We start from the raw sequence: 22,289 nt of genomic DNA, 5'->3' as shown, positions 1-22,289 counted from the left end.
ATTTAATTAGCCGCAAGAACATTTTTATCAGTCGGAACAAATTGGAATTTTAGTCCATAATCCTTTCCTTTTGATACATCTTCCATGTTAATGCGAATTGACTTTTTGTTCCAGGTCGCTTTATTGGGTTCCTCTTTTGGCGCATCATAATGCTCCGTAAAGTATTTCTTTCCAGCATTCCAAAGCTGTTTCGTCGCTTCCGGACTGTTGAGATATACATCAACGGTTATTTTGTTTACCTTCTTGTCCGGAGTCAGGAAATATTGCACGTCAATGGTTTCCAGCTGAGGCGTTTCGGACGTATAACCAAGGTGATCGGCTGTTTCTTCAAACATTTCGAAACTTTCAGACGCCTTCACCTTACTAACGGCATCACCAAACGAAACGCCACGCAAAACGCTGCCCTCCGCTTCATTTTCTCCCAGTATAGCTTGCAGCAGCGCCGATTGGTCACTGTTTAGTTCATTTGTGGCAGCAGGCGCTTCGGTTACTGCTGAGTCGGTTGTGGCCTCCGTTTTTTCGCTCGTTTTGGTGTCACATCCGAAGATCACCGCTGCAAAAAGCATGGCGGTAACCGAGATTTTAAGACTTTTCATGCATGTAGAGGTTCTTTTCATTCGGTTTGTTGTAAGTGATAAAATAGTCGTGCCTTCATTTCGGAAAGGGCTTTCAGATGTGCAATGTAGCCATATTTCCATTTTTCAAAAATGATTTTAAAACTCTCGCGAGACATTAAAGAAGAATCGCCGCTCACCTTTTCCGTTCAAAGTGAGATTAAACCGGGCCAATATATTGTAAAAAGTCACGATATCAAGACCGGCACCAGCGCCGTAAAGCATTGAGTTGGCAAGCCTGGTGTTGTTGAGTTCAGGATAACTGTTTTTGACATAGCCCGCATCCGCAAAAGTATTAATGTAAGCCGCCAGCGGAATGGTGTTGAATTGCTTTACGGGAATAAAGGAAAAGTGTTTCTGGAACGAGAATAGTTTGTATTTCAATTCGTTTTTAAACAATGCATAATCCTGTCCATCAACCACATACAATTCATAGCCGCGGACAAGATCATTGCGGTAACCCAATCCGATCGTTTGCAAATAAGGTTGTCTTCTTGGCAAAGAAACGTGTCCGCGCAAACCTGTGTTGAAAAACCACCGCTTCGAAATGGGAATGTATTTTCGGTAAGAACCATAGAAATACAGCATATTAACATCGTCATTGGGCAAAAGTCCGATTTTCGAAAGCTGCAACGCCAGACTTTGTCCCTGCAAAGCATATTGCACATTGTCACGCTTGTCGTAGCTGAATGTATAAGTCAGTTGAAAATAGCGCTGTAATGTGCGGCCTTTGAGCAAATAATAAGGATTAAGGTTTGCAATGGTGTCCGAAATTTTGCTGTAACTCCACCGAAGGTCGGCCGTGTGAAACGTGTAATATTTGTTGCGGCGACTAATGCTCACGTAAGAATAAAACCTTTCGCGGTTAATGTCCTCGCTGTTGAAATACTGCAATTTGTCACGCCAGGTCCTAAACGCAGTGGTTTTGTTGACAGAGTAAGAGGAACCGATAGTGATGCCCGTTTTTTGTGCTTTGTCCAGATAAGGAAGCGTGTAAGCAATTTCAAATTTTGGGATAAAACCGAATTCTGCCAGAAAACGAAGCTTATCCGCACGTCCCGTAACGTTTCCATAACTCATGTAAACGCCATAAGTTGTCCTTGACAGATCGCGTTTGCGTTCATACCACCATTCATTAAAATTGCGGTCAGCGAGCTGGAAAACGGGCACAATGATCAAATACCAGCGCTCCTTAACCATAATGCGCAATGTCCGTTCGCACCGAATCCGGATTGCTTTGCGCAACAAGGTCGACGGTGACAAACAGGTTGGTGTTGATAATCTTCCGGCGGTCAATTTCCAGTGATTCGGGCAGCAGATTGGCTGCGAGTGTGTCACCTGTTTTGATCGCCATTTCACGCAAAATAATGCTGCTTCTTGTGCGGTGATTCCCTTCAACCAAAATGTCACCGACCACAACTGTTCCGATCGTGTCTGTTTTAATGGTTTGAGCGTAAGCGGTTTGTAAAAAAAATAAAGCGAATAACGGGGAAGTAGCGCTTCTTAAAAAGTCTGATAGGGTTCATTCTTCACGGCCAGATTTCAGTACAGAAACGATACATTCGATGAATATGGTGAAATTTTGGTAAAAATAAGGTTATCTGATTTAGTTCAGGAAGCTTTCAAAAAAACATATTCCGGGCGATAGTCTTTTCACAAATCCTTCGAGTATTTCTACAAAGACTTAAACGGCTATTCCTATGTCACTTTCCCGGGCTGAAACATTGATTAATAAACTGATCAGCAACAAACTCTCCGGGGAGGAACTTTCGGAATTGCTGGCAGGCATTAACAATGCAGAAGACCAGCAAAAATACGCCGATGCACTCGAAATTTACTTCGATTATTTGCTAAAAGAAAACGAGAAAAACCATTCCGCAAACGGATATCCGCAGAACGGACAATCACCCAATGGTAAGGATAGTCCTTAATGCCGCCTCCGAAGTAATTACCCTGAAATACCCGCGCTAACGGTGCTGACACCCTCGATAAATTGGTCTCATTTACAAACCTCTTTACAGTTTTACTCCTGTTATCATGACTAATGACAATCACCTAAAATTCAAAGATTATGGATCCAATCTCTATTATTAGTATGCGACGAATACTCTGGTGTTTGCTCGCAGTAGCTTTTTTTATTGCGCCTGGAACGGCTGATGCGTTCGGTGTTCAGAATTTGGACAAAACAATTACGGGGAAGGTGTCTTCAAAAACGGATGGCACGCCCATGCCAGGTGTCAACATTATCGTAAAAGGCACGCAGGTAGGAACTTCCTCCGACGCTTCCGGGAATTACTCGATATCTGTCAATGAGCTTTCAAAACCTGTTCTTGTCTTTTCTTACATCGGACATGAAACACAGGAAATCACTGTTGGCAACCAGTCGGTGATCAATGTTGACCTGGCGGAAGGCGCAGAGACGCTTAATGAAGCCGTTGTAACTGCCTTGGGAATTTCCAGAGAAAAGCGTTCGCTAGGCTATTCTGTGGCCGAAGTGGATGGAAAAGAGATCAGCCGCGTTGCGCAGGAAAACGTTTTAAACTCGCTTTCGGGAAAAGTGCCTGGTGTTACGATCAGTTCAACGGGCGGCACGGGATCATCCGTAAGTATGGTTATCCGCGGCGCCACATCGCTGAGTAATGACAATCAGCCTTTGTTTGTTGTGGACGGTGTTCCCATCACAAATACATTGAATAACGTAAGCCAGATTGGAAATGACAACCGGGTGGATTATGGAAATGCAATTTCGAGCATTAACCCGGACGACGTTGAAAGCGTCTCGATCCTTAAAGGTCCGAATGCAGCTGCATTATATGGTTCAAGAGCTGGACACGGTGTTGTGCTTATCACCACAAAAAGTGGCAGTAAGTCCAAGAAAATGACCGTTTCAATCACTTCAAACACTGTTTTTGATAAGCCTTACAAATTCCTTGATATGCATTCTAAGTTTGCAACAGGAATTTTGCCATTTACACCGGACAACAATCCTTACCCCGGCGGCGTGTTGCAGATTGATGAAAACTCGGCCGGCGGCGTCGGTCCGGAGCTGGACAAAGGTTACAAGGCGGTGCAATGGAACAGTCCTAAGGATGAAAATGGAAATCCGATCCCAACTGAGCTGGTTTCGCACAAAGACAATGTTAAGAACTTTGTAAGAACGGGCATTACAACAACCAATGGCATCTCGGTTTCGAATAGCAGCGAACTGATCAACTATCGCATTTCGTATTCCAATATGTCAAACCGCGGGATCATTCCAAACTCAGATTTGTTCCGCAACTCCCTAAGCATCAACTCTTCATTGAAGGTTAGCAAGAAATTGACGATCGGGACGAATTTGGATTTCAGCAGAAACAATTCCAATAACCGACCTGCAACGAACCGCGGAACCAACCCATTGCAATGGGCTTACGCCGTGTCTCCGCATATCGACATTCGCGATCTACGCAATTACTGGGTTCCTGGTCAGGAAGGTCTGCAGCAATTGTCACAAGGGCCTGGGGATTATAACAATCCATATTTCATGGCTTATGAGGTCAATAACAGCTTCGTTCGCGACCGTTTGTTCGGCAATTTAAGAGCCGATTGGCAAATCACGCCTTCCCTTAGTTTAATGGGTCGCTATTCATTGGATACGTATAATGAGGATCGTGAAACGAAAATCGCTAACAGTTACACCAATGATAGCCGCGGTGCTTATGGGATCACGAATCTGTCACGATTTGAGCGCAATGCTGATTTTCTGCTTACTTACAAAAAGGACATCAGCGATTTAAGTGTTTCCATTTCTGGTGGAGGAGATGCGTTTTCAGAAAAATACGGACATTACAACAGCCACTAAAAACGGAACGGGACTAACCATTCCAGGTCTGTTTAATATTGCCAACATTGCTCCGGCCAACCTCTCTTTTTCAAGTTATCTTTCCCAACGGGCTGTTTTCAGCGTTTACGGATTGGCTAACCTGGGTTTCAAGGACATGATTTATCTGGATTTGACTGCGCGTAACGACTGGTCGAGCACGCTTCCGAAGGCAAACAGATCCTATTTTTATCCTTCTGCATCTTTGAGCCTGATCCTAAGTGAAATGTTTCATTTGACTAACCCGATCAGCTTATTAAAGGTGAGAGGCGGTGCGGCTCAGGTTGGTAATGATACAAATCCTTACAGCTTGCTTGCAACATTAGGCAATGCAGGCGCATGGGATGGAATTACCAGGCTGACAAAGTCCGGACAGATCCTTTTGCCTGATCTTAAACCTGAAATTGCAACTTCATACGAAGGTGGTCTTGACCTGAATCTGTTCAGTAACAAGCTTCGCTTTGCTGCAACTTATTATCAGGTTGAAAACAGGAACCAGATTATTCCGACTAAATTACCCGGATCAAGTGGTTTTTCTTCAAAGAACATCAATGCCGGTCTGCTGGTGAGCAAAGGACTTGAACTTTCGCTGGGAGGAACACCATTCGCGAAAAACGGCTGGAGATGGGACATAAATGCAAACTGGTCAAGAAACAGGACGACCATTAAGTCGCTTTCGGACGGTCTTGAATTTTACACATTGTGGACTGATGCGAAAGGCGGCGCCTGGACTTACGTAGGAGATCAAATTGGTGATCTGTATGATTCTGAGATCGTTACTGTGAAGGACAAGAACTCGCCTTATTATGGTTATCCGATTCTCGATGATGATGGATCATGGCAAAGCATCAATGCATCAAACACCAGAAGCAAGATTGGTAATTTCAACCCGGACTTTATTTTGGGCATGCAAACGTCGCTTAATTACAAAGGTTTCAGTCTTAACATGACTTTTGACTGGAGAAACGGCGGTGAATTCGTTTCGCAGACTTATCGATACAGCGAATCAGATCTTCGGTCTCAGCGCTTCCTCGATAACCTGATTAATCCCAATGGCCTGACGGGTGATCAGTTAAGAGATTATCTCGTTAATAATGATAAAGTAATTATCCGTGGCAACAACTTCCCGATTGTAGGCGGTCCTACTAAAGAATATGGTGGTTTCCCATTTGAATACGGCGGCAACACTTACGATTATGCAGTGTTTAATCCGGGTGTAATTGCCGAATACGATTCAGAAGGAGAGGTTACCAGTTATGTAGAGAACCTGGGCGGCCCTGGAACAAAATACATTCCGTATGGCGACAATTATCCTTGGAGCTTCTCGCGTGCAGCGACATTCGACGCGGTCTTTTATCAAAATGCGTGAAATTTCTTTCGGTTATGACCTGCCAGCCACTTTTGTAAAACGAATTGGTTTGCAAAATGCCAACGTGGCGATTTACAGCCGGAATATTATGCTATGGACAAAAGCTAAGATCGGAATCGATCCTGAAATGGCGTTCCAGCAGGAAGCAAATGCGCAGGCAGGAACCCAGTTCAAGCAAGGAATCGAGCGTTATAATGTAACGCCGTGGGTGATGCCGATTGGTTTCAAGCTTGGGCTAACGTTTTAATTTCGAGAGACATAGTTTAAAAATAGACTCATGAAAAAATTTCACATTACTTCAATTCTGTTTTCGCTCCTGCTCACTTGTCTTACATTCTCATGCAAAGACCTTAGTGAACTGAAACGAAAATCCCAACGGTGTGGGCCCGGAAAAGGTTAACCCCAATCTGATGCTGCCCACCGTGCTGACCGAAGCCGCAAAACTCTACGTAAATCTTGGTTATCAGGACATTGCGGGCGTGGTGCAGCATACGCAAAAAGATGCGTGGTCAAGCGGTCATAATGATTATGACTGGGGTGGCGACCAAAGCTGGAACGCATATTACGATGTGCTGAGAAATAATGATCTGCTGTATACAAGGTCTGTTGAATCGAATTTTGAATTTCATCAGGGCGTTGCGCTCGTTATGAAATCATTCATGTTCGGGTTGATCACGGATCTTTGGGGCGATGCGCCTTACACCGATGCATTGAAGGGAGAAAATGGCGGCACGTCCAGCATTCTGCCTGCATTTGACAGCCAAGATAAGATTTACGCTGGCATTATCGCTGATCTTGAAAAGGCAAACATCATGCTTTCTAAACCCAAAGCAGATTACAGTGGAATTGTGGAAGGTGTGGATGTGTACTACGGCGGCGATCCGGCAAAATGGAGAAAGATGGCTAATTCACTGCTGTTGCGCTATTATATGCGTCTTTCGGCTAAGCAGCCTGAAATTGCAAAGGCGGGAATTGAAAAAATCGTTGCCAATGCAGCACAGTTTCCGATTATTACGAGCAATGACGATGACGCCACCATGGCATATCCGGGAAACAGTGAAGCAGATGCATGGCCAGCCAACGCAGTAATCGATGCCAGCGGAAGCAATTACCGCCGTATAAAAATGGCCGCTACGCTTGTCGACAGATTGCAGGCTATTAAAGATCCAAGACTTGCGATCTGGGCGAAAAAGGTGGAAGTTCCGTTGGTTGTCGATGCAAAACTTCCCGCTGGAACGGATAAAATTGTGGATGGAAAAAGATATTTGTCTCCTGATAAAGTTGGAAAAACTGTGATAGACACCGATCCGGATTATGTTGGATTGCCCACAAGTTTCTCTGCATTGCCATCGGCTTATAACCTTAATCCGACTCCTGGACAAACTTCTTACAACCCGCACGTGTCGTTTTTGAATGAAATTTACAAAGCCGCAAAAGGGCCATTGCTCAAAGCAAGATTGATCTCCGCCGCAGAAGTGCATTTTATTCTGGCAGAAGCCGCTACAAAAGGCTGGGCTGCGGGCGTTGCAAAAGCGCATTACGAGGCAGGTGTAAAAGCATCGCTCAGCACATGGACAGTTGGTGATGCTTATGACAAATACATTGCACAGCCAGGCGTCGCATTTGACAAATCGGTTAAGCAAATCATTGAACAGAAATGGATTGCAAGCTGGACAGCGGCAACAGAAGCCTGGTTTGATTTCAGAAGAACGGGTTTTCCTGAGCTTAAAGCAGGGCCTGCGGCAAAAAGACAAGTGCTTCCATTGCGGTTCTATTATATGCAGGATGAGCTTAGAATAAACAAAACCAATGCTGAGGGAGCTGTGAGCAAGCTGGAAATTACAAGTTATTCTCAGGCTGATAAGGGCAATAGTCCGTGGTCAAAGCAGTGGCTTGTGCAAGGAACCGGTAAACCCTGGTAATCATTTTTGAATCTGGTGAAAAATTCCAAACCGGAGCCGTTCGTGTGATCGATGGCTCCGGTTTATTATTGGAAACCATCGAAATAACCGTCCATTACTAAATTTAAATGTATGTCATTCAGATTAGCCACTGTTTTTAAAATCATTCTGTTCCAATTCCTGCTGACAACTGCTGTTATCGCTCAAAAGATTACCCCGGAAAATGCCCTGAAAAGTTATCTCGAAAATGGTGACAAGACATTTAAATGGGAACTGAAAGAGACTTTTACGCGAGGCGATGTGACGTTTTATAACATTCTCGTAACGTCTCAAAAGTGGCGTGAATTTGTCTGGACGCATCAATTAACTGTTATGGTGCCGAAAGAAAATAAGCATGACGACGCGTTGTTGTTCATCACTGGCGGATCAAACACAAACGAACTTCCTAACTGGAACACCAAGCGTGATGACAAGCTTTATGAGCCGTTAGCCGAAATGGCAACCACAAACAAGGCCATCGTAGCTCTTTTAAAACAGACGCCAAACCAGCCGTTTTTCGATGACCTGACCGAAGACGCGCTGATTTCCTACACGCTCCACAATTTTAAAAAAGACAAAGATTACAGCTGGCCGCTGCTTTTTCCAATGGTGAAAAGTGCCGTGAAAGCCATGGATGTTGTGCAGCAATTTGCCAAACAAAAATTGAATCATGAGGTAAATAAGTTCGTCGTAACCGGCGCTTCGAAACGCGGCTGGACAACCTGGCTTACCGGTGCAAGCGATCCGCGCGTGGAAGCGATAGCGCCGATGGTGATCGATGTGTTAAATATGCCCGTCAGTCTTGATTATCAAATCAAATCCTGGGGTGAATACAGTATCCAGATCGAAGATTATGTCAAGCTGGGCATTCCGCAGTCAACCGGGTCGCCTGACGGTGAGGCCATTACAAAAATGATTGATCCGTTTTCCGTACCGTGATAAATTGACGATGCCTAAGATGATTTTCATGGGAACAAACGATGAATATTGGGTGGTGGACAATGTTAAAAATTATCTTGACAAAATTCCTGGCAAAAACATGCTCCATTATGTTCCCAACGCGGGCCACGATCTGGGCGATGGAAAGCAGGCGATGGCAGCATTAAGTGCTTTTTTTGGCGCGACGATCACAAAAACGCCTTATGCTGAATGTCAATGGACACAATCTTTGTCTAAAAAAGGTGTAAATCTGGACATTAAGGCCAGTGCAGATGCATTGGTTGACGTCATTCTATGGTCTGCCCAGTCCAAGGATCAGGATTTGCGTGATGATATTTGGACAAGTAAGAGTCTGGGCATCAAGAAGAAATCGGAGGTTTCAATCTCAGAAGCTTTCCCATCAAGCGGTTTCCGGGCCTTTTATGTGGACTTGAAATACCAGACGCCACAAGGGAAAACTTACACGGAAAGTACGAGGGTGTTTTTGACAAATGAAAAAGCGGTTTTGTAAATGCAATTGGCTGTAATGCTGTGGCTTATTAAAATTGAATGATCTTGAAAACCATTGACAAACTCCATGAGCTAGCGATCAACGGCGGCCCAAAGTCCGTTCAAAAAGAATTTCCATGGCCTATTTATGACGCAGCCGACATTGAGGCAGTTACAGCCATTGTCCAAAGCGGGAAATGGGGAAACCCGGACTGTGGGGATGAAGTCGCAAAGTTTGAAAAGGATTTTGCGGCATATTGCGGGAGTAAATACGCCGTTTCCTGCGTAAACGGCTCTGTTTCACTCAGGCTGGCTCTGATTGCTTGTGGCGTAAAGCCGGGTGACGAGGTGATCGTTCCGCCATATACATTTATTACCACAGCTTCATCGGTCATCGAATGTAACTGCGTGCCGGTGTTTGTGGACATTGATCCGGAAACTTATAACATTAGTCCCAAGGCAATCGAGGCCGCAATTACAGAACGGACGAAGGCAATCATTCCGGTGCATTTCGGTGGATTGGCCTGTGATATGGAAGCGATTCTGGACATTGCAAAACGACATGGATTAAGGGTGATTGAAGATGCCGCGCACGCGCACGGAGCTGAGTACAAAGGCAGGAAATTAGGTTCTATCGGCGATGTAGGCAGTTTTAGTTTCCAATCGTCCAAGAATCTGACGTCTGGTGAAGGCGGGATTGTGATTACGAATGATGATGACTTGTATGCAATGATGCGCTCGCTCCGCAATGTCGGGCGCGTTGAAGGCGGACAATGGTATGATCATTACAATCCTGGCTGCAATTACCGCATTACCCAAATGCAAGCCGTGTTGCTTTCGCAGCAACTCACAAGACTGGAAGCGCAAACTCAAAAGCGAAATGAGAACGGCTTGTATTTGAATCAATTACTCGCAGGCATAAATGGCATTACGCCTTTATCACGCTCCGGGGAGATCACGATGCATTGTTATCACATTTATATTTTCAAATACGATTCCAGTGCATTTGGCGGATTACCGAAAAATGACTTCGCCGCAATGCTTGCCGCAGAAGGCGTTCCCAGCTTCAAGGGTTATCCGCATCCATTGTACAAACAACCGCTTTTTCAAAATAAAAACTTCATGTGCTACGCCATCCCCGAGCAAGTCAGTTACGCAGATGTTCATTGCCACGCCGCCGAACAAGCCTGCGCCACAGACGCCATCTGGATCCTACAACACGCCATGCTTGGAGAGAAAGAAGATATGGAAACGTTTGCTAAGGCAATTTTGAAGATACAGCAGGCAGTTTCCTAAGCAAGGAAACCGCCCGCATTCATTTCCCAACCCGAATCCTGACCCCTTCGCTATGCGCGGTGAATTCTGGGGCGTACATGCATTGAATGGTCGTGATGCCGTTGCTGAAATCGCCTTCCTGGTTGATGAAAAGGGGATATTCGAAAACGTAGGTGCCTTTTTTTAATGTGTTGAAAAAGAAATTGGTGCTCGCGTCTTTGGTACTTTCGTAGTAACCGAGGCCATCCTGCCATTTGTAACTGCTCAACACATTGACCGGTTCGAGACCCGACGCGCGCATGTCCTTCATATGCACATATTCCATATCGCGGTCTGCACGTAGTTCGATCCGGACTTTTACCTTGTCGCCCACATGCAATATATCTCCCGCATTAACCGGTGTCAGCACCGGGCCTTTGTCTGAATTTTTCTCAATAAATAGCTTTTTGGACAGCTTTAAAGGCGTTTCTGAATAAGTGATCTTGTCCAGATCTTCAAAATATTGCCAGTAAACGGCGCCCCACGACGGTGCACTCGAGTTCGTTTTATCGCCTTCGATACGCACTTCAATGTTGCCCATCCCAGCAGTGACTTCTTTCCCGTCTATGGCCTTTTTAAAATAGCCGGTTCCAGCTTCCGCTTTTTCAGGCTCTATCTTCGTTTTGTCAAGATAAACGGAAACATTGCGCTCGTCTGCAAGCCAGTTACTGCCCGTCATCAGCAATGCATAGCAGGCTTCTGCGGTGGCTTTTGTGCTTTCCCAGTTATTGGTTTGTTTGTTTTTTAAAAGCCAGGTTTTTAGGTTGTCAACGGTCGCTTCGTCGTTTGCAATTTCCTGAAAAGCTTCGATTAGCAATGCCTGGCGCTCAATTGGCGCTTCAAACCACCACCAGCCACGCTGATTATTTTTCCAATACATGCCCAACTCCTCATGCACGATCGCTGTTTCTTTCAACGATTTCAGGATCGCTTCCGGCGTCGCTGAATCCTTGGCGCGGTGCAAAACAAGTGCACTCATGCCTTGCATATATTTGGTTTGTTCGGCCCATGTCAGCCTGGTCCGCTCCATAAAATACTGATACGCTTTTTGAGAGGCAGCCGCGACTGGCTGTTCTTTGAAAAAGCTGCGCATGTACAAAAACTGGATCACAAGCTGTGAGGGAATGTATTGCTTCAGGTCTTGTTTGTATTTCAAAAGGTCATTGTAATCGTCCGCAATCCTTTGTTCCAGATAAGGCAGCGCCGATTTCACAATTGCATCCAAATCACCTTCCTGACCTTTTTGAACAGCGTTTGTTTTTCGCAGATGCCCAATGCCGCTCAGAATATACTGGGTCATATAACGGTCATCCGGCCCACCTTTGAACCATGTAAAACCTCCGTTTGTGCTTTGTAACTGACGTAATTTTTGAGCAGCATTGCTGAGCTCGTTTGTCATTCTTAACAGGTCAAACAAAAGTGCAATGTTCTTCTTTTGTTCACTTTCGGTTTTTGCAGCAAGCACCCACGGCGTTTCTTCCAAAATGATCGATTTCAGCTCCGGATTTTTTTGCAGGTTGCTTAGCAACGCAGTTGTATCGCTTTTGCGCCAAGTATCAAAAACCTGCGCAATCCGCGTTGAACTTGTGACGACCGATGCCGCCATCGAATTGGCATAATATCGATTCCAGGTTTGTTCAGCACATTCATATGGATATTGCATCAGATAAGGCAGCGCCTGAATGGCATACCAAGCAGGATTACTCGTGTATTCAACGGTCAGAGACTGGGTCGTAAGCGTCTTCGAATGCTGCGAATCGAGCAATTTTTGGAATTTGAATGTCTTATTTTCGGCTTGTCGCATGGCCAATGGCATCGTTTCGGTCACCAGCATGCGGTTGGAAAGCACCGGCAAAATATTTTCCTCCGCATCCGAAAAACTGCCCGCTTTTGCGGTCATACGCCATGTAACGGTTTTTGTATAGCCTTTTGGAATTTGAAATGCAAACTGGGCAGATGTGCTTTGTCCCGCCGCAACGGTAAACTCCTTTTTAAAGACATTGTGCAGGAAAGTGTTGTCAATCGCTGCATTGATTTCTGTATCAAACAGTTGCAAAGAAACCTGTCCGCTTAATGCCTTATCCGATAGATTAGCAACTTTCGTAGAAAAAACAATCCGATCGCCTTCCCGCAAAAATCTGGGTGGATTAGGCTGCACCATCAGTTCTTTCTGCGTAACAATTTCCTTGCTGCTGTAACCAAATGCCAGCTCTTTTGTATGTGCCAACGCCTGAAATTTCCATCTCGTTAATGCTTCCGGCATGGTAAAGGAAAACGTGATTACGCCATTTTTATCCGTTTGCAGGTCGGGAAGAAGAATGCGGTTTCGTTGAAGTTTTTACGAATTCGAGCAGCTTGTGCATCGTTGTTATTTTTACCGGGAGCATTGGATGGGACACCATAGCCAACCACAACAACTTCACTCATCGCCTTGGCGTCTTCACCAATAGACATCGGTGCCGCAGCCATTTCCTCAACCATATTATTATTGTTGCCAGTCTTCTTTGCCGCCACATTACCGCGCAACTGCACCCCTCTCACCCCGCCGCGCGGAAAGTCCCGATATGAAAGGTCAATGCCAAGCAACTGATCGTAAAGTTTTTCAAAATTCTTGTAGTGATCAGGTAGATAATAGAAGACTTGCGCATCTCTTGTCGTGAAATTTCCACCGTCGTTCCAACGGGCAATGCCATTGTTAGTCGGCCAATGTGCGGGCTTTTGCCATTGATGCGGAAAAAACTGATCGAGCGACGCGTCATACATGCTGGCAAGCATTTCTGCCGCCACTTTATCCTTCTTGTAACCAGAAATCTTAACCTTCCATTGCTCCTTACTTCCCGGCAAAGCTTTATCCCTAAACGTTTCGTATTCAATGTTCAGGTCTTTGTTCGTCCAGGGAACATTCACAAATTCCTGATGCTGATGCACGCGGTTATGCTTTACGAACATATAATCAATGCTAAATCCGCCACGGTCAGATTCCTTTGCAGCAATGTCGAAAGTGCGTTTTTGATTGCTAAGTTTGAAAAAGGAAAAGTTGTCGGGATTTGCCATTTTGCCTGAACTGCTGATGACAAAAACGTCATTGGCCGACGTTCCTATTTTGACAGTCGTTTTCTCACCCGGCTCAATGGTTGCACTGCTTTCCGTAGCAATGTATTGTGGGAAAGCTGGCTTACCGGCTTTCGGATCAACTAATTCAACATATTTAACATCTTTTACTTCCGCGTTGCTTTCATCTTCTGTTGTGATCTCAATTTTATAAAATCCACCGGTCAGCTTTGTTTTATCGATAGTAAATGCCTGATTTTCGGTAATAGTGGCTGTCTTTTCAAAAACTACATCCTGCACGGGCCAGCTTTCCTTTTCAGCTTCCTTATCATATTCATCATTTGGAAAGGCCGCAATAAACTCCTCTTTTGTCATTACAAATAAATCGGGGCGCTGCCAGTAACGGGAACGGATCAATCGATTTTCGGGCATTAACCGGGAAATTTTCACAGTAACCGGTGTCGAAACGAATTTCCCGTTCATGTTTTCGGCCCTTATCTTCAAATTTGCGAGACTGTCCGCGATAGCCTTCTCAGGAATTTTCGTTTTTAGCACAACTGATTTATAACCAACAGAAACGGTCATTTGCGCACTTCTCGTTTCTCCATTGATATCCGTCACATCAGCATAAATCACAAAATCAAAAACCGGTTCAAGTTTTTTATCCCTTTTTGCATCGGGTATGGCTTCGAAAGCAATGTTGAATTTGCCGGACGCATCCGTGACGGCCTCCCCGTGTGTGATAATCTGCGGGGCAGACGGCGTATAATAATGCCACCGGCGAATCCAGGGATACAAAAACCTTTCACTTCGGATAACCCGATAACTGACCTTCGCCCCGTCGATGAAGTTTCCTGCATAAGCCGTCCCAACGCCAGTCACCTGAATGGTGTCGCCCAGCTTATAAGTGCCCCTCAAAGTGTCAAACTGGACGGCGAACTTCGGCCTTTTGTATTCTTCAACCTGAAAAGAAACTCTGTCTCCGTCCGCGTCAATCGAGAATTGTCCGTTCAAGATGCCTTGCGGCAAAACGAAGGTCCCCGAAAAGCTTCCAAATGCATTGACTTTCTTGGTGTCCCGTCCAACGACTTGGTTAGTAGCATTGTACAGTTCAATTTCAATTTCTTCGGTCTCGTCCTTTGCAATGTTGCTGCCGTCAGCAGCGATTCCTTTGTAATAAACTGTCTGGCCCGGTCGATATAAACTGCGGTCTGTGAAGACGTAAATTTTTGACTGAATGGCTTTTTCAGCGTTAGCTCCGTTGTAAAATGTGCCGAATTGTTCCTTAATGAAGAGCTTATCGTTACCATTTATAATTTCTAACATCTGGCTCCGAGACTCCGGTTTTTCTGAACTTCGTCTGTCCTTAAAATAGCCATTCTTGTCCACCGGAGTTTGGGCGCCTTTCGTCGTTTTATATTCTCTGCCTGCATAATCATATTTCGAAGTCCAGATCGTGACATTTGCGCCCGGAAGTGGTTGCCCGGTTTCTCTGTTCAGCACAAAGAAATCATTGTTTCTCTGGATAAAACTAATGTTGCTGACATAGAACAACCGCGCGCCGGATAAGGATTTGTTTTCAGCAAAACTGCCGTCCAGGCTCGCCAAAAGCACATATTCTCCCACTGGCAGCCCTTCAACTTTTAGCTCAACTGCATGTTGCTGGAAATCTTTTGTGTCCGGCAGCTTTTGCTCCCATGCCCGGACCGGCGTCATTTTGGCAATCGAACGGAAAACTTCCTGGACTTTGTAGTTCTGAAAAGACGCTTTTATCGCGTCGGTTGCCTTGAAGACTCGCAGATGCAGATTAGTTAAGTTTTTGTATTCCAAAAACATCAAAAACGGCTTTTCCGGCACATTGACTTGCTCAACTGTGAATTGTAAATTTGGCCTTTTAATCCCTTGCAGCGCATTATAAGCATTAACTCCTCCCTCACGCTCCGGATTTTCAACAACAATTTTTTCAAGAATAGTAACTGCCTTTGCTTTCTCAAAACGATAGGTCGAATCGCCTCCTGCTTTATACAAATTGCCTTTTTCTTCATGATACGCAGCTTTCAGAAACCAAGCCTGCGCGGCGGCAGGCGTTTGTTGATATTGATCGGCTAAGTGACTTATAGACATGTAATAAAGCGTGTCCGTGTCCGGGTGGACAGACTTCTGGCGGACGAATTGCAGTCGCTGAATGTCTACGTCGATCAATGCATCTGGCTGTGGATCGTTGATATGAAATGCGATCAGTTTCTGATACAATTGAAGTGCGAAAAATTCGAGGGAAGTGCTGTCTTTCGTTTCAAATTTCCTGTGAATGAAATCCGCCGCAGGGTCGAATGCAGATGCCTTGTCTATCGCGAATGCGTAAGAAGGCTTTTTAATGTCGCGCTCGTCGGAAGAAAAATATTGTAAGGCCTTGTGCGTGAGTAAATCATATAAAGTGGGGCGTAGTTTTCGGACGTTACCATTTGCGATTATCGCATCATAAGGTTCAAGTTTGGTCTGTTTTAATAATGCTTCATTTTCAATAGATTCCAGATATAATGTGCTGATTTTCTGGTGAAAATCTTCCGTTGTCCATGTGTTAATGTCCTGTTTGTTGAAACCAGTCGTCGCGGTGCGTTCGTAAAGTTTCCATCGAATGCTTTGATAATAAGCATAATACGTTGATGCAAGCAGGTTTGTAAGAATGGATTTGGATGGCTGCCGGCTTGTTGCAATCTCTTTTTCGAGCTCGGCAATCGCTATGGCACCTTGGTCTTCTCTCGTTTCCGTTTGCAGATTGACCATGTAAACCGCCGCTTTTATGATCTGGGCGTCCTGATTTTCTCTTTTAGCCAATTCATAAATTCGCTTCACTTCTTCCAATGCGGATTTTGGCAAATTCTTCTTTTGATGGCCTTCAACAATTTTCCACTGCGCATCGTAATTTTTGACCTTGTTCTGTCCGTGCGTGTGCATAGGTAAATAGCAGATTAATAATGTGAGGAAATAGCGGAGGCAACACGGAAATGCTTTCATTTTTTAGTTAAAAAGAGGAGACGATTGGCAACGAATTAATGCTTTAAAAATGTCAGGAGCAGTCGCACTAAATATAGTTGATAGCCAAAAAGATTCCGCAATTATTTACCCGGCGGTGACTTTGCGTGTACGATCGTTAACTGCAAATTAATATTGGCAAGAAGTAAAAAAGTAAGCGATTGCCACTTTGTACAATAAGAACTATCTTTAATAAGGAGTTTTGAAGAAATATAATTTATCAATATTCGAGTTGAACGAAATTTATCTAATTGATTTATGCGTACGATAATGCTGGTTGGCGGGATAATCATTGTGCTGGTGCTGGGCAAACTTTTTGTTTTTTCAAAACCAGGAAATGATAAGCCCGCGGGGACGGGAAGCAAAGGAGCAACGGCATCGGCTGGGGCGGTTGTGCCTGTTAATGTACATGTTGTGCGCAAAGAAACAATTGAAAATCAAATATTTGCATCCGGCACAGTCATTCCGAATGAGGAAGTAAATGTGATGGCGGAAGCGGCGGGGAGGCTGATCAAGCTTGACATTAAAGAAGGTGCTTACATTGAAAAAGGCCAGCTGATCGGTAAAATTAATGATCGCGAACTTAGGGCCCAGCTTCAAAAAGTGGAGTATAACCAGGAGCTGAGCAGAAAAATTGAGGCGCGTCAGAAAAAGTTGCTGAATGTAGAGGCAATCAACCTGGAAGAATACGATGTCACTTCCAATAACATCCGAATACTCGATGCAGAGCGGGAAGTGCTGGAAGCGCAACTGGCAAAAACGGAAATCCGCGCACCTTTCAGCGGAAAAATAGGATTGAAATACATTAGCGAAGGCGCTTATCTCTTGCCGGGTACGTCCATCGTGACCATTGTACAGAGCAATCCGGTCAAAGTTGACTTTACGGTTCCCGAAAAATATTCTCCGAACATTCGTGTGGGTAATGTCGTCAAATTCACGCTGGATGGCGATCAGTCGACTTATAATGCAAAAATCCTGGCTGTGGACCCGAAAGTGGATGAAAGTCTGCGGACGTTGAAAGTGCGTGCAATTGCTTCTAACCCGGGCGGTCGGTTTGTGCCGGGCATGTTCGTCAAAATCCTGGCAGATCTGGATGCAAATAAGTCAGCAATGATGATCCCGACGGAAGCCATTGTGCCTGTTTTGAAAGGTAAGAAGGTTTTTGTTGTAAAAAATGGCAAAGCGCAGGAAGCAATGGTCGTGACCGGGTTAAGGACGGATAAAAGCATTCAGGTGATCGAAGGTTTGCAGCCGGGCGACTCGCTGATAACGTCCGGAATTATTGCTATTAAGCCAAATACGGCTGTCAGAGTGAATTGAGCAGGAATATTTAGTCCCAAATGTTGTCAGCCGACACTAAACTCCCATTATGAGTATATCAACGCTCTCGATCAAAAGGCCGGTTCTGGCGATTGTCATGAACCTGCTGATCATACTTTTCGGATTTCTCGGATATAAGTTTCTGGGGATGCGGGAATTTCCTTCCATTGATCCGCCCGTGGTTTCCATCCGGACGAGTTACACCGGGGCCAATGCGGACATTATCGAATCGCAGATCACAGAACCGCTTGAAAAACAGCTTAATAGCATTGAAGGGATTAAGTCTATAAACTCTACAAGCAGCCAGGGCACAAGCCAGATCACAGTTGAATTTGACATTGGTGTGGACATGGAGCGTGCCGCCAATGACGTGCGGGATAAGGTGGGCTCGGCTTCACGCACATTGCCATTGGATATTGACGGGCCGCCGGTTGTTGCAAAAGCGGATGCCAACTCAGAGCCGATCATTGTGTTAACATTCAAAAGCGACACACGTTCGCATTTGGAAGTGAGTGATTATGCAGAGAATGTGATTGCCCAACGTTTGCAAACCATTGAAGGCGTAAGTGAAATCCGGATTTTCGGCCAGAAAATATCGCCATGCGCATCTGGATGGACCCGATTAAAATGGCTTCGCTAGGCATTACAACGCAGGATGTGAAAATTGCGCTGGATAAGGAGAATGTGGAATTGCCAAGCGGTAAACTGGCTGGTGACAATACGGAGCTTACGGTTAAAACGATCGGTCGTTTCAGGACGGAAGAGGATTTTAATGAGATGATTATTAAGAATTCGGCAACGCAAACGATTCACTTAAAGGACATTGGGCACGCAATGCTGGGTCCGGAAAATGAAGAAACGATTTTGCGGCTTGACAATGTGCCTATGATCGGCCTGGCGATTTCTCCCATGCCGGGCGCCAATTATCTGAACATTGCAGAGGAAGTTAATAAGCGGATGGCGGACATTAAAAAGGAGCTGCCCAAGGATTATGAGCTTGATACACTGATTGATAACACAATTTTCGTAGAGCGCTCCATAGAAGAAGTAGGCGAGACGCTGCTGATCGCAATCGTGCTGGTTGTGATTATTATTTATCTCTTTTTCAGGGATTGGCTTATCGCATTTCGCCCGCTGATCGACATTCCGGTGTCGCTGATCGGGACGTTTTTTGTAATGTACATCATGGGCTTTTCCATCAATGTGCTCACTTTGCTGGCCATCGTTTTGGCGACTGGACTTGTGGTGGATGATGGAATTGTCGTCACGGAGAACATTTTCAAGAAGATAGAGCAGGGGATGGGGCCGATTGAGGCGGCAATAAAGGGCGCTAATGAGATCATTTTTGCAGTTTTGTCGACTTCTATTACGTTGGCGTCAGTGTTTCTTCCGGTAATTTTTATGGAAGGCTTTGTCGGAAACCGTTTCGGGAGTTTGGGATTGTAATCTCCGCTGCGGTGCTTATTTCAGCCTTTGTTTCGCTTACATTAACCCCGATGCTGAATGCATATCTGGTTCGTAAGACGCACAAGAAGAGCTGGTTCTATGAAAAAACGGAGCCTTTCTTTCGAAAGCATTACCAATAATTATGGCACCGCTTTGGTAAATTCCTGAAAATGCGCTGGGTTGCGATTCCAATCGTGGCCGCCACGGTGGGCATGATCTGGTTTTTCGGAAAAGGGCTGCAATCCGAACTTGCACCTTTGGATGACCGCAATTGGTTCAGGATCAATATGACCGCGCCGGAAGGCTCGTCATTTGAATTTACAGATCGTTATGTCCAGCAAGTGGGGCAAATGCTGATGGATTCAATGCCGGGTAAAAAAGGCCTGATGCTCATCACTTCACCTGGAAATTCCGGACTTGGCGCAGCGAACACAGGAAGCGGCAGAATTGCTTTGGTTGATAAAAAAGAAAGAAAGGAAACGCAGCAGGAAATAGCAGACTACATTAATCAGAAGTTGAAACAAATGCCTGATGCAAAGTCATTTGTGGTGCAGCAGCAAAACGTTTCTGTGGACTCGCGCGGCGGCTTGCCGATCCAATATGTGATTCAGGCGCCGGACTTTGAGAAGTTGCGTTCCTATCTTCCAAAATTCATGGAAGAAGTTTCCAATGACCCGACATTCGCCATTACGGACGTCAATTTGAAGTTTAGCAAGCCTGAAATACAGATTACGATTGACCGGGAAAAAGCAAAATCACTGGGTGTGACCGTTCAGGATGTGGCGCAGACGATGCAGCTCGCATTTGCGGGTCAGCGTTTTGGCTATTTTACAATGAATGGGCGTCAGTATCAGGTGATTGGACAATATGACCGTGTAAACCGGGACGAGCCGCTGGATTTGAAAAGTATGTTTGTCAAAACAGCAAATGGCAGCCTTGTCCAACTCGACAACATTGTTAAAGCGGAGGAAGAAAGCAGTCCGCCGCAGCTGTTTCACTACAATCGCTATATGAGCGCGACCGTGCAGGCTGCATTAGCGCCCGGGAAAACGATCGGCGACGGCATTGCTGCTATGGACCGCATCCGGGACCGGTTGAAAGATGAGGCCATTCAAACTTCATTAAGTGGCTCATCACGGGATTATGCGGAGAGTTCTTCCAACACGATGTTCTCTTTCTTTCTAGCACTTGTGTTGATCTATTTCATTCTTGCAGCGCAATTTGAAAGTTTCGTGGATCCGTTTATCATTATGTTCACCGTGCCGCTGGCCATTGGCGGAGCCGTATTTTCGCTTTGGTTTTTTGATCAAACATTAAACATTTTCAGCCAAATCGGAATGATTATGCTGATTGGTTTGGTAACCAAAAACGGAATTTTGATTGTTGAATTTGCAAACCAGCTTCGGGAGAAAGGGCTTGGCATTCAGGAAGCAGTGCTCGAAGCAGCAACATTGCGTTTCAGGCCAATCTTGATGACGAGCCTTGCAACGATCCTGGGTGCGTTGCCAATTGCGATGGCGCTTGGCTCAGCCGGTAAGAGCCGGATGTCGATGGGAATTGTGATTATGGGCGGATTGCTGTTCTCGCTGGTGCTCACATTATACGTGATTCCCGCCATTTACACATTCTTCTCACGACCAAAGAATTTCGAAAAAATGAGGATGATTGATCAGGTCGCCCGCGAAAGTGAATTGGTGGACCCTGCGTGATCAGGCTCTGCCCATGCTTTTTAACATTCTCACATGAGAACCCAATGCGTTGGCAAAGTTAGCCTTCGCATTGTAATCCAATCCGAATTCCAACGCCGTTGCCTGCACAATCGGCGACAGTGCGTGATAATGGATGTGGGAAATAGAAGGAAACAAATGGTGCTCGATCTGATAATCCAAACCGCCGATATACCAGGATAAAAAGCGGTTCCGACCAGCGAAGTTGGATGTGGTTTGCAACTGATGTACAGCCCATGCATTCTCAACGCAGCCTGTATTAGTTGGTTCTGGCTGGTGAACACCTTCGACAACGTGCGCCATTTGGAACACGGTGCTCAGGATCATGCCGGCCGTGCAATGCATAGCCATAAATCCAATAAACCATTCTCCAAAAGTAAGTGAAGTAAAGTAAAGCGGAATCACGCAGATAAACAGGACGTAAGCCACTTTGGTGATAATAAGCTTTATCAATTCCTTGCGTGGAAAAGGCTTTGTCATTCCAGATTCAGACATTTTGTTAAAAAGTGAAATCTCTTTGAAGTCTTTCCAAAGAAATGACAATGTCATCAGGCTGTATAAAAAGAATGCGTAAATGTGCTGGAAACGGTGGATTTGCTTCTGCTTTTCCTGAAAAGATAATCTTAGCAAAAACTTTCCCGTAATGTCTTCGTCAACCTCGTGAATGTTGGTGTATGTGTGATGAAGCCTGTTATGCTGCACTTCCCAATTGTATGCGTTGCCGCCAAGCAGGTAAATAGAAGCGCCAAAAATCTTATTCAGCACATTGGATGTTGCCAGCGAACCGTGTATCGCATCGTGCATAACCGACATGCCAACGCCCGCAACACCAAATCCCATAACGATCGTCAGTAAGAACATGGTCAGGTTGGAAAACCCGCCAGTAAGTATCAAAATGTAAGGGATCAGATACAAACTCAGCATAAACAACGCCTTGTAAATGATCTGCTTACCTCCCGATTTACAAATATTATTGGTTGAAAAATATTGATCGACACGTTGGCGAAGCGTAGGAAAGAACGTGCTTTTGCCAGCGTTGGTAAACTTTATTTTTTGGTATTGCATAAAGAAAGGGGACGGAATTAGCTCTAACAGAATAGTTTGCCCAGCCCCTTAGGAACGGAAATATCCTGGTATTATTAGTTAAAGGTAGATATTAATTGGAGAATCAATAAAATATTCTGCAAA

At 45.1% G+C, this 22,289-nt stretch carries 12 protein-coding genes and 3 pseudogenes; 9 read left to right on the top strand and 6 right to left on the bottom strand.

Features of this window, described 5'->3' with window-relative positions; genetic code table 11:
* Positions 1 to 2: 2 nt before the first annotated feature.
* The 3 genes from AC0IYG_RS30205 to AC0IYG_RS30195 form a co-directional block, all read right to left on the bottom strand.
* On the bottom strand, positions 3 to 596 hold the full coding sequence (locus AC0IYG_RS30205; protein WP_471714739.1) for a hypothetical protein: 594 nt from the start codon (positions 594 to 596) through the stop codon (positions 3 to 5).
* Positions 597 to 713: 117 nt separating this feature from the next.
* Entirely contained in the window at positions 714 to 1,859 is a 1,146-nt protein-coding gene (locus AC0IYG_RS30200) for a BamA/TamA family outer membrane protein (protein WP_471714738.1), read from the bottom strand.
* Positions 1,807 to 2,031 carry a POTRA domain-containing protein gene (locus AC0IYG_RS30195; RefSeq protein ID WP_471714737.1) on the bottom strand — a complete coding sequence of 75 codons (225 nt, stop codon included), beginning with the start codon at positions 2,029 to 2,031 and terminating at the stop codon, positions 1,807 to 1,809. Before AC0IYG_RS30195 ends, AC0IYG_RS30200 begins: the two co-directional genes overlap by 53 nt.
* A gap of 283 nt (positions 2,032 to 2,314) precedes the next feature.
* Here AC0IYG_RS30195 and AC0IYG_RS30190 point away from each other — a divergent pair, with 283 nt between their 5' ends.
* The 6 genes and pseudogenes from AC0IYG_RS30190 (at position 2,315) to AC0IYG_RS30165 (ending at position 10,506) form a co-directional block, all read left to right on the top strand.
* The gene (locus tag AC0IYG_RS30190; RefSeq protein ID WP_471714736.1) at positions 2,315 to 2,545 is read left to right on the top strand and encodes a hypothetical protein; all 231 of its coding nucleotides are present in this window, start codon (positions 2,315 to 2,317) and stop codon (positions 2,543 to 2,545) included.
* A 164-nt stretch (positions 2,546 to 2,709) separates the two neighbouring features.
* Positions 2,710 to 6,089 (top strand): annotated as a pseudogene (locus tag AC0IYG_RS30185) (SusC/RagA family TonB-linked outer membrane protein).
* Between the two features lie 30 nt (positions 6,090 to 6,119).
* Positions 6,120 to 7,764: pseudogene (locus AC0IYG_RS30180) on the top strand (SusD/RagB family nutrient-binding outer membrane lipoprotein).
* Between the two features lie 111 nt (positions 7,765 to 7,875).
* Complete coding sequence (locus AC0IYG_RS30175) at positions 7,876 to 8,721, top strand: PhoPQ-activated pathogenicity-related family protein (RefSeq protein WP_471714735.1); 846 nt, start codon at positions 7,876 to 7,878, stop codon at positions 8,719 to 8,721.
* Between the two features lie 28 nt (positions 8,722 to 8,749).
* Entirely contained in the window at positions 8,750 to 9,232 is a 483-nt protein-coding gene (locus AC0IYG_RS30170) for a PhoPQ-activated protein PqaA family protein (RefSeq protein WP_471714734.1), read from the top strand.
* Positions 9,233 to 9,276: 44 nt separating this feature from the next.
* A complete protein-coding gene (locus AC0IYG_RS30165; RefSeq protein ID WP_471714733.1) occupies positions 9,277 to 10,506 on the top strand; it encodes a DegT/DnrJ/EryC1/StrS family aminotransferase in 1,230 nt (409 codons plus the stop codon).
* A gap of 19 nt (positions 10,507 to 10,525) precedes the next feature.
* Here the strand turns inward: AC0IYG_RS30165 and AC0IYG_RS30160 are convergent, their stop codons facing one another.
* Together AC0IYG_RS30160 and AC0IYG_RS30155 are read right to left on the bottom strand one after the other, a co-directional pair.
* Positions 10,526 to 12,787: an alpha-2-macroglobulin family protein gene (locus AC0IYG_RS30160; RefSeq protein ID WP_471714732.1), complete on the bottom strand. Its 2,262-nt coding sequence runs from the start codon at positions 12,785 to 12,787 to the stop codon at positions 10,526 to 10,528.
* Positions 12,788 to 12,804: 17 nt separating this feature from the next.
* Positions 12,805 to 16,530 (bottom strand): MG2 domain-containing protein, encoded by a 3,726-nt coding sequence (locus AC0IYG_RS30155; RefSeq protein ID WP_471714731.1) that lies wholly within the window; start codon positions 16,528 to 16,530, stop codon positions 12,805 to 12,807.
* Between the two features lie 336 nt (positions 16,531 to 16,866).
* Here AC0IYG_RS30155 and AC0IYG_RS30150 point away from each other — a divergent pair, with 336 nt between their 5' ends.
* The 3 genes and pseudogenes from AC0IYG_RS30150 to AC0IYG_RS30140 all read left to right on the top strand — a co-directional run bounded on the left by AC0IYG_RS30150 (position 16,867) and on the right by AC0IYG_RS30140 (position 21,083).
* Positions 16,867 to 17,928, top strand: coding sequence for an efflux RND transporter periplasmic adaptor subunit (locus AC0IYG_RS30150; protein ID WP_471714730.1), 1,062 nt, complete (start codon positions 16,867 to 16,869; stop codon positions 17,926 to 17,928).
* Between the two features lie 49 nt (positions 17,929 to 17,977).
* Positions 17,978 to 18,568 carry an efflux RND transporter permease subunit gene (locus AC0IYG_RS30145; protein ID WP_471714729.1) on the top strand — a complete coding sequence of 197 codons (591 nt, stop codon included), beginning with the start codon at positions 17,978 to 17,980 and terminating at the stop codon, positions 18,566 to 18,568.
* Positions 18,529 to 21,083, top strand: a pseudogene (locus AC0IYG_RS30140) (efflux RND transporter permease subunit). The gene AC0IYG_RS30145 and the pseudogene AC0IYG_RS30140 overlap by 40 nt, the downstream one beginning before the upstream one ends.
* On the opposite strand, the gene AC0IYG_RS30135 reads toward AC0IYG_RS30140, so the two are convergent.
* Positions 21,084 to 22,166, bottom strand: a complete 1,083-nt coding sequence (locus AC0IYG_RS30135; protein WP_471714728.1) for a fatty acid desaturase family protein — start codon at positions 22,164 to 22,166, stop codon at positions 21,084 to 21,086.
* Between the last annotated feature and the right edge of the window lie 123 nt (positions 22,167 to 22,289).

Source organism: Dyadobacter sp. AC419 (assembly GCF_979253085.1).
This window is presented reverse-complemented; position numbering and strand designations above follow the sequence as displayed.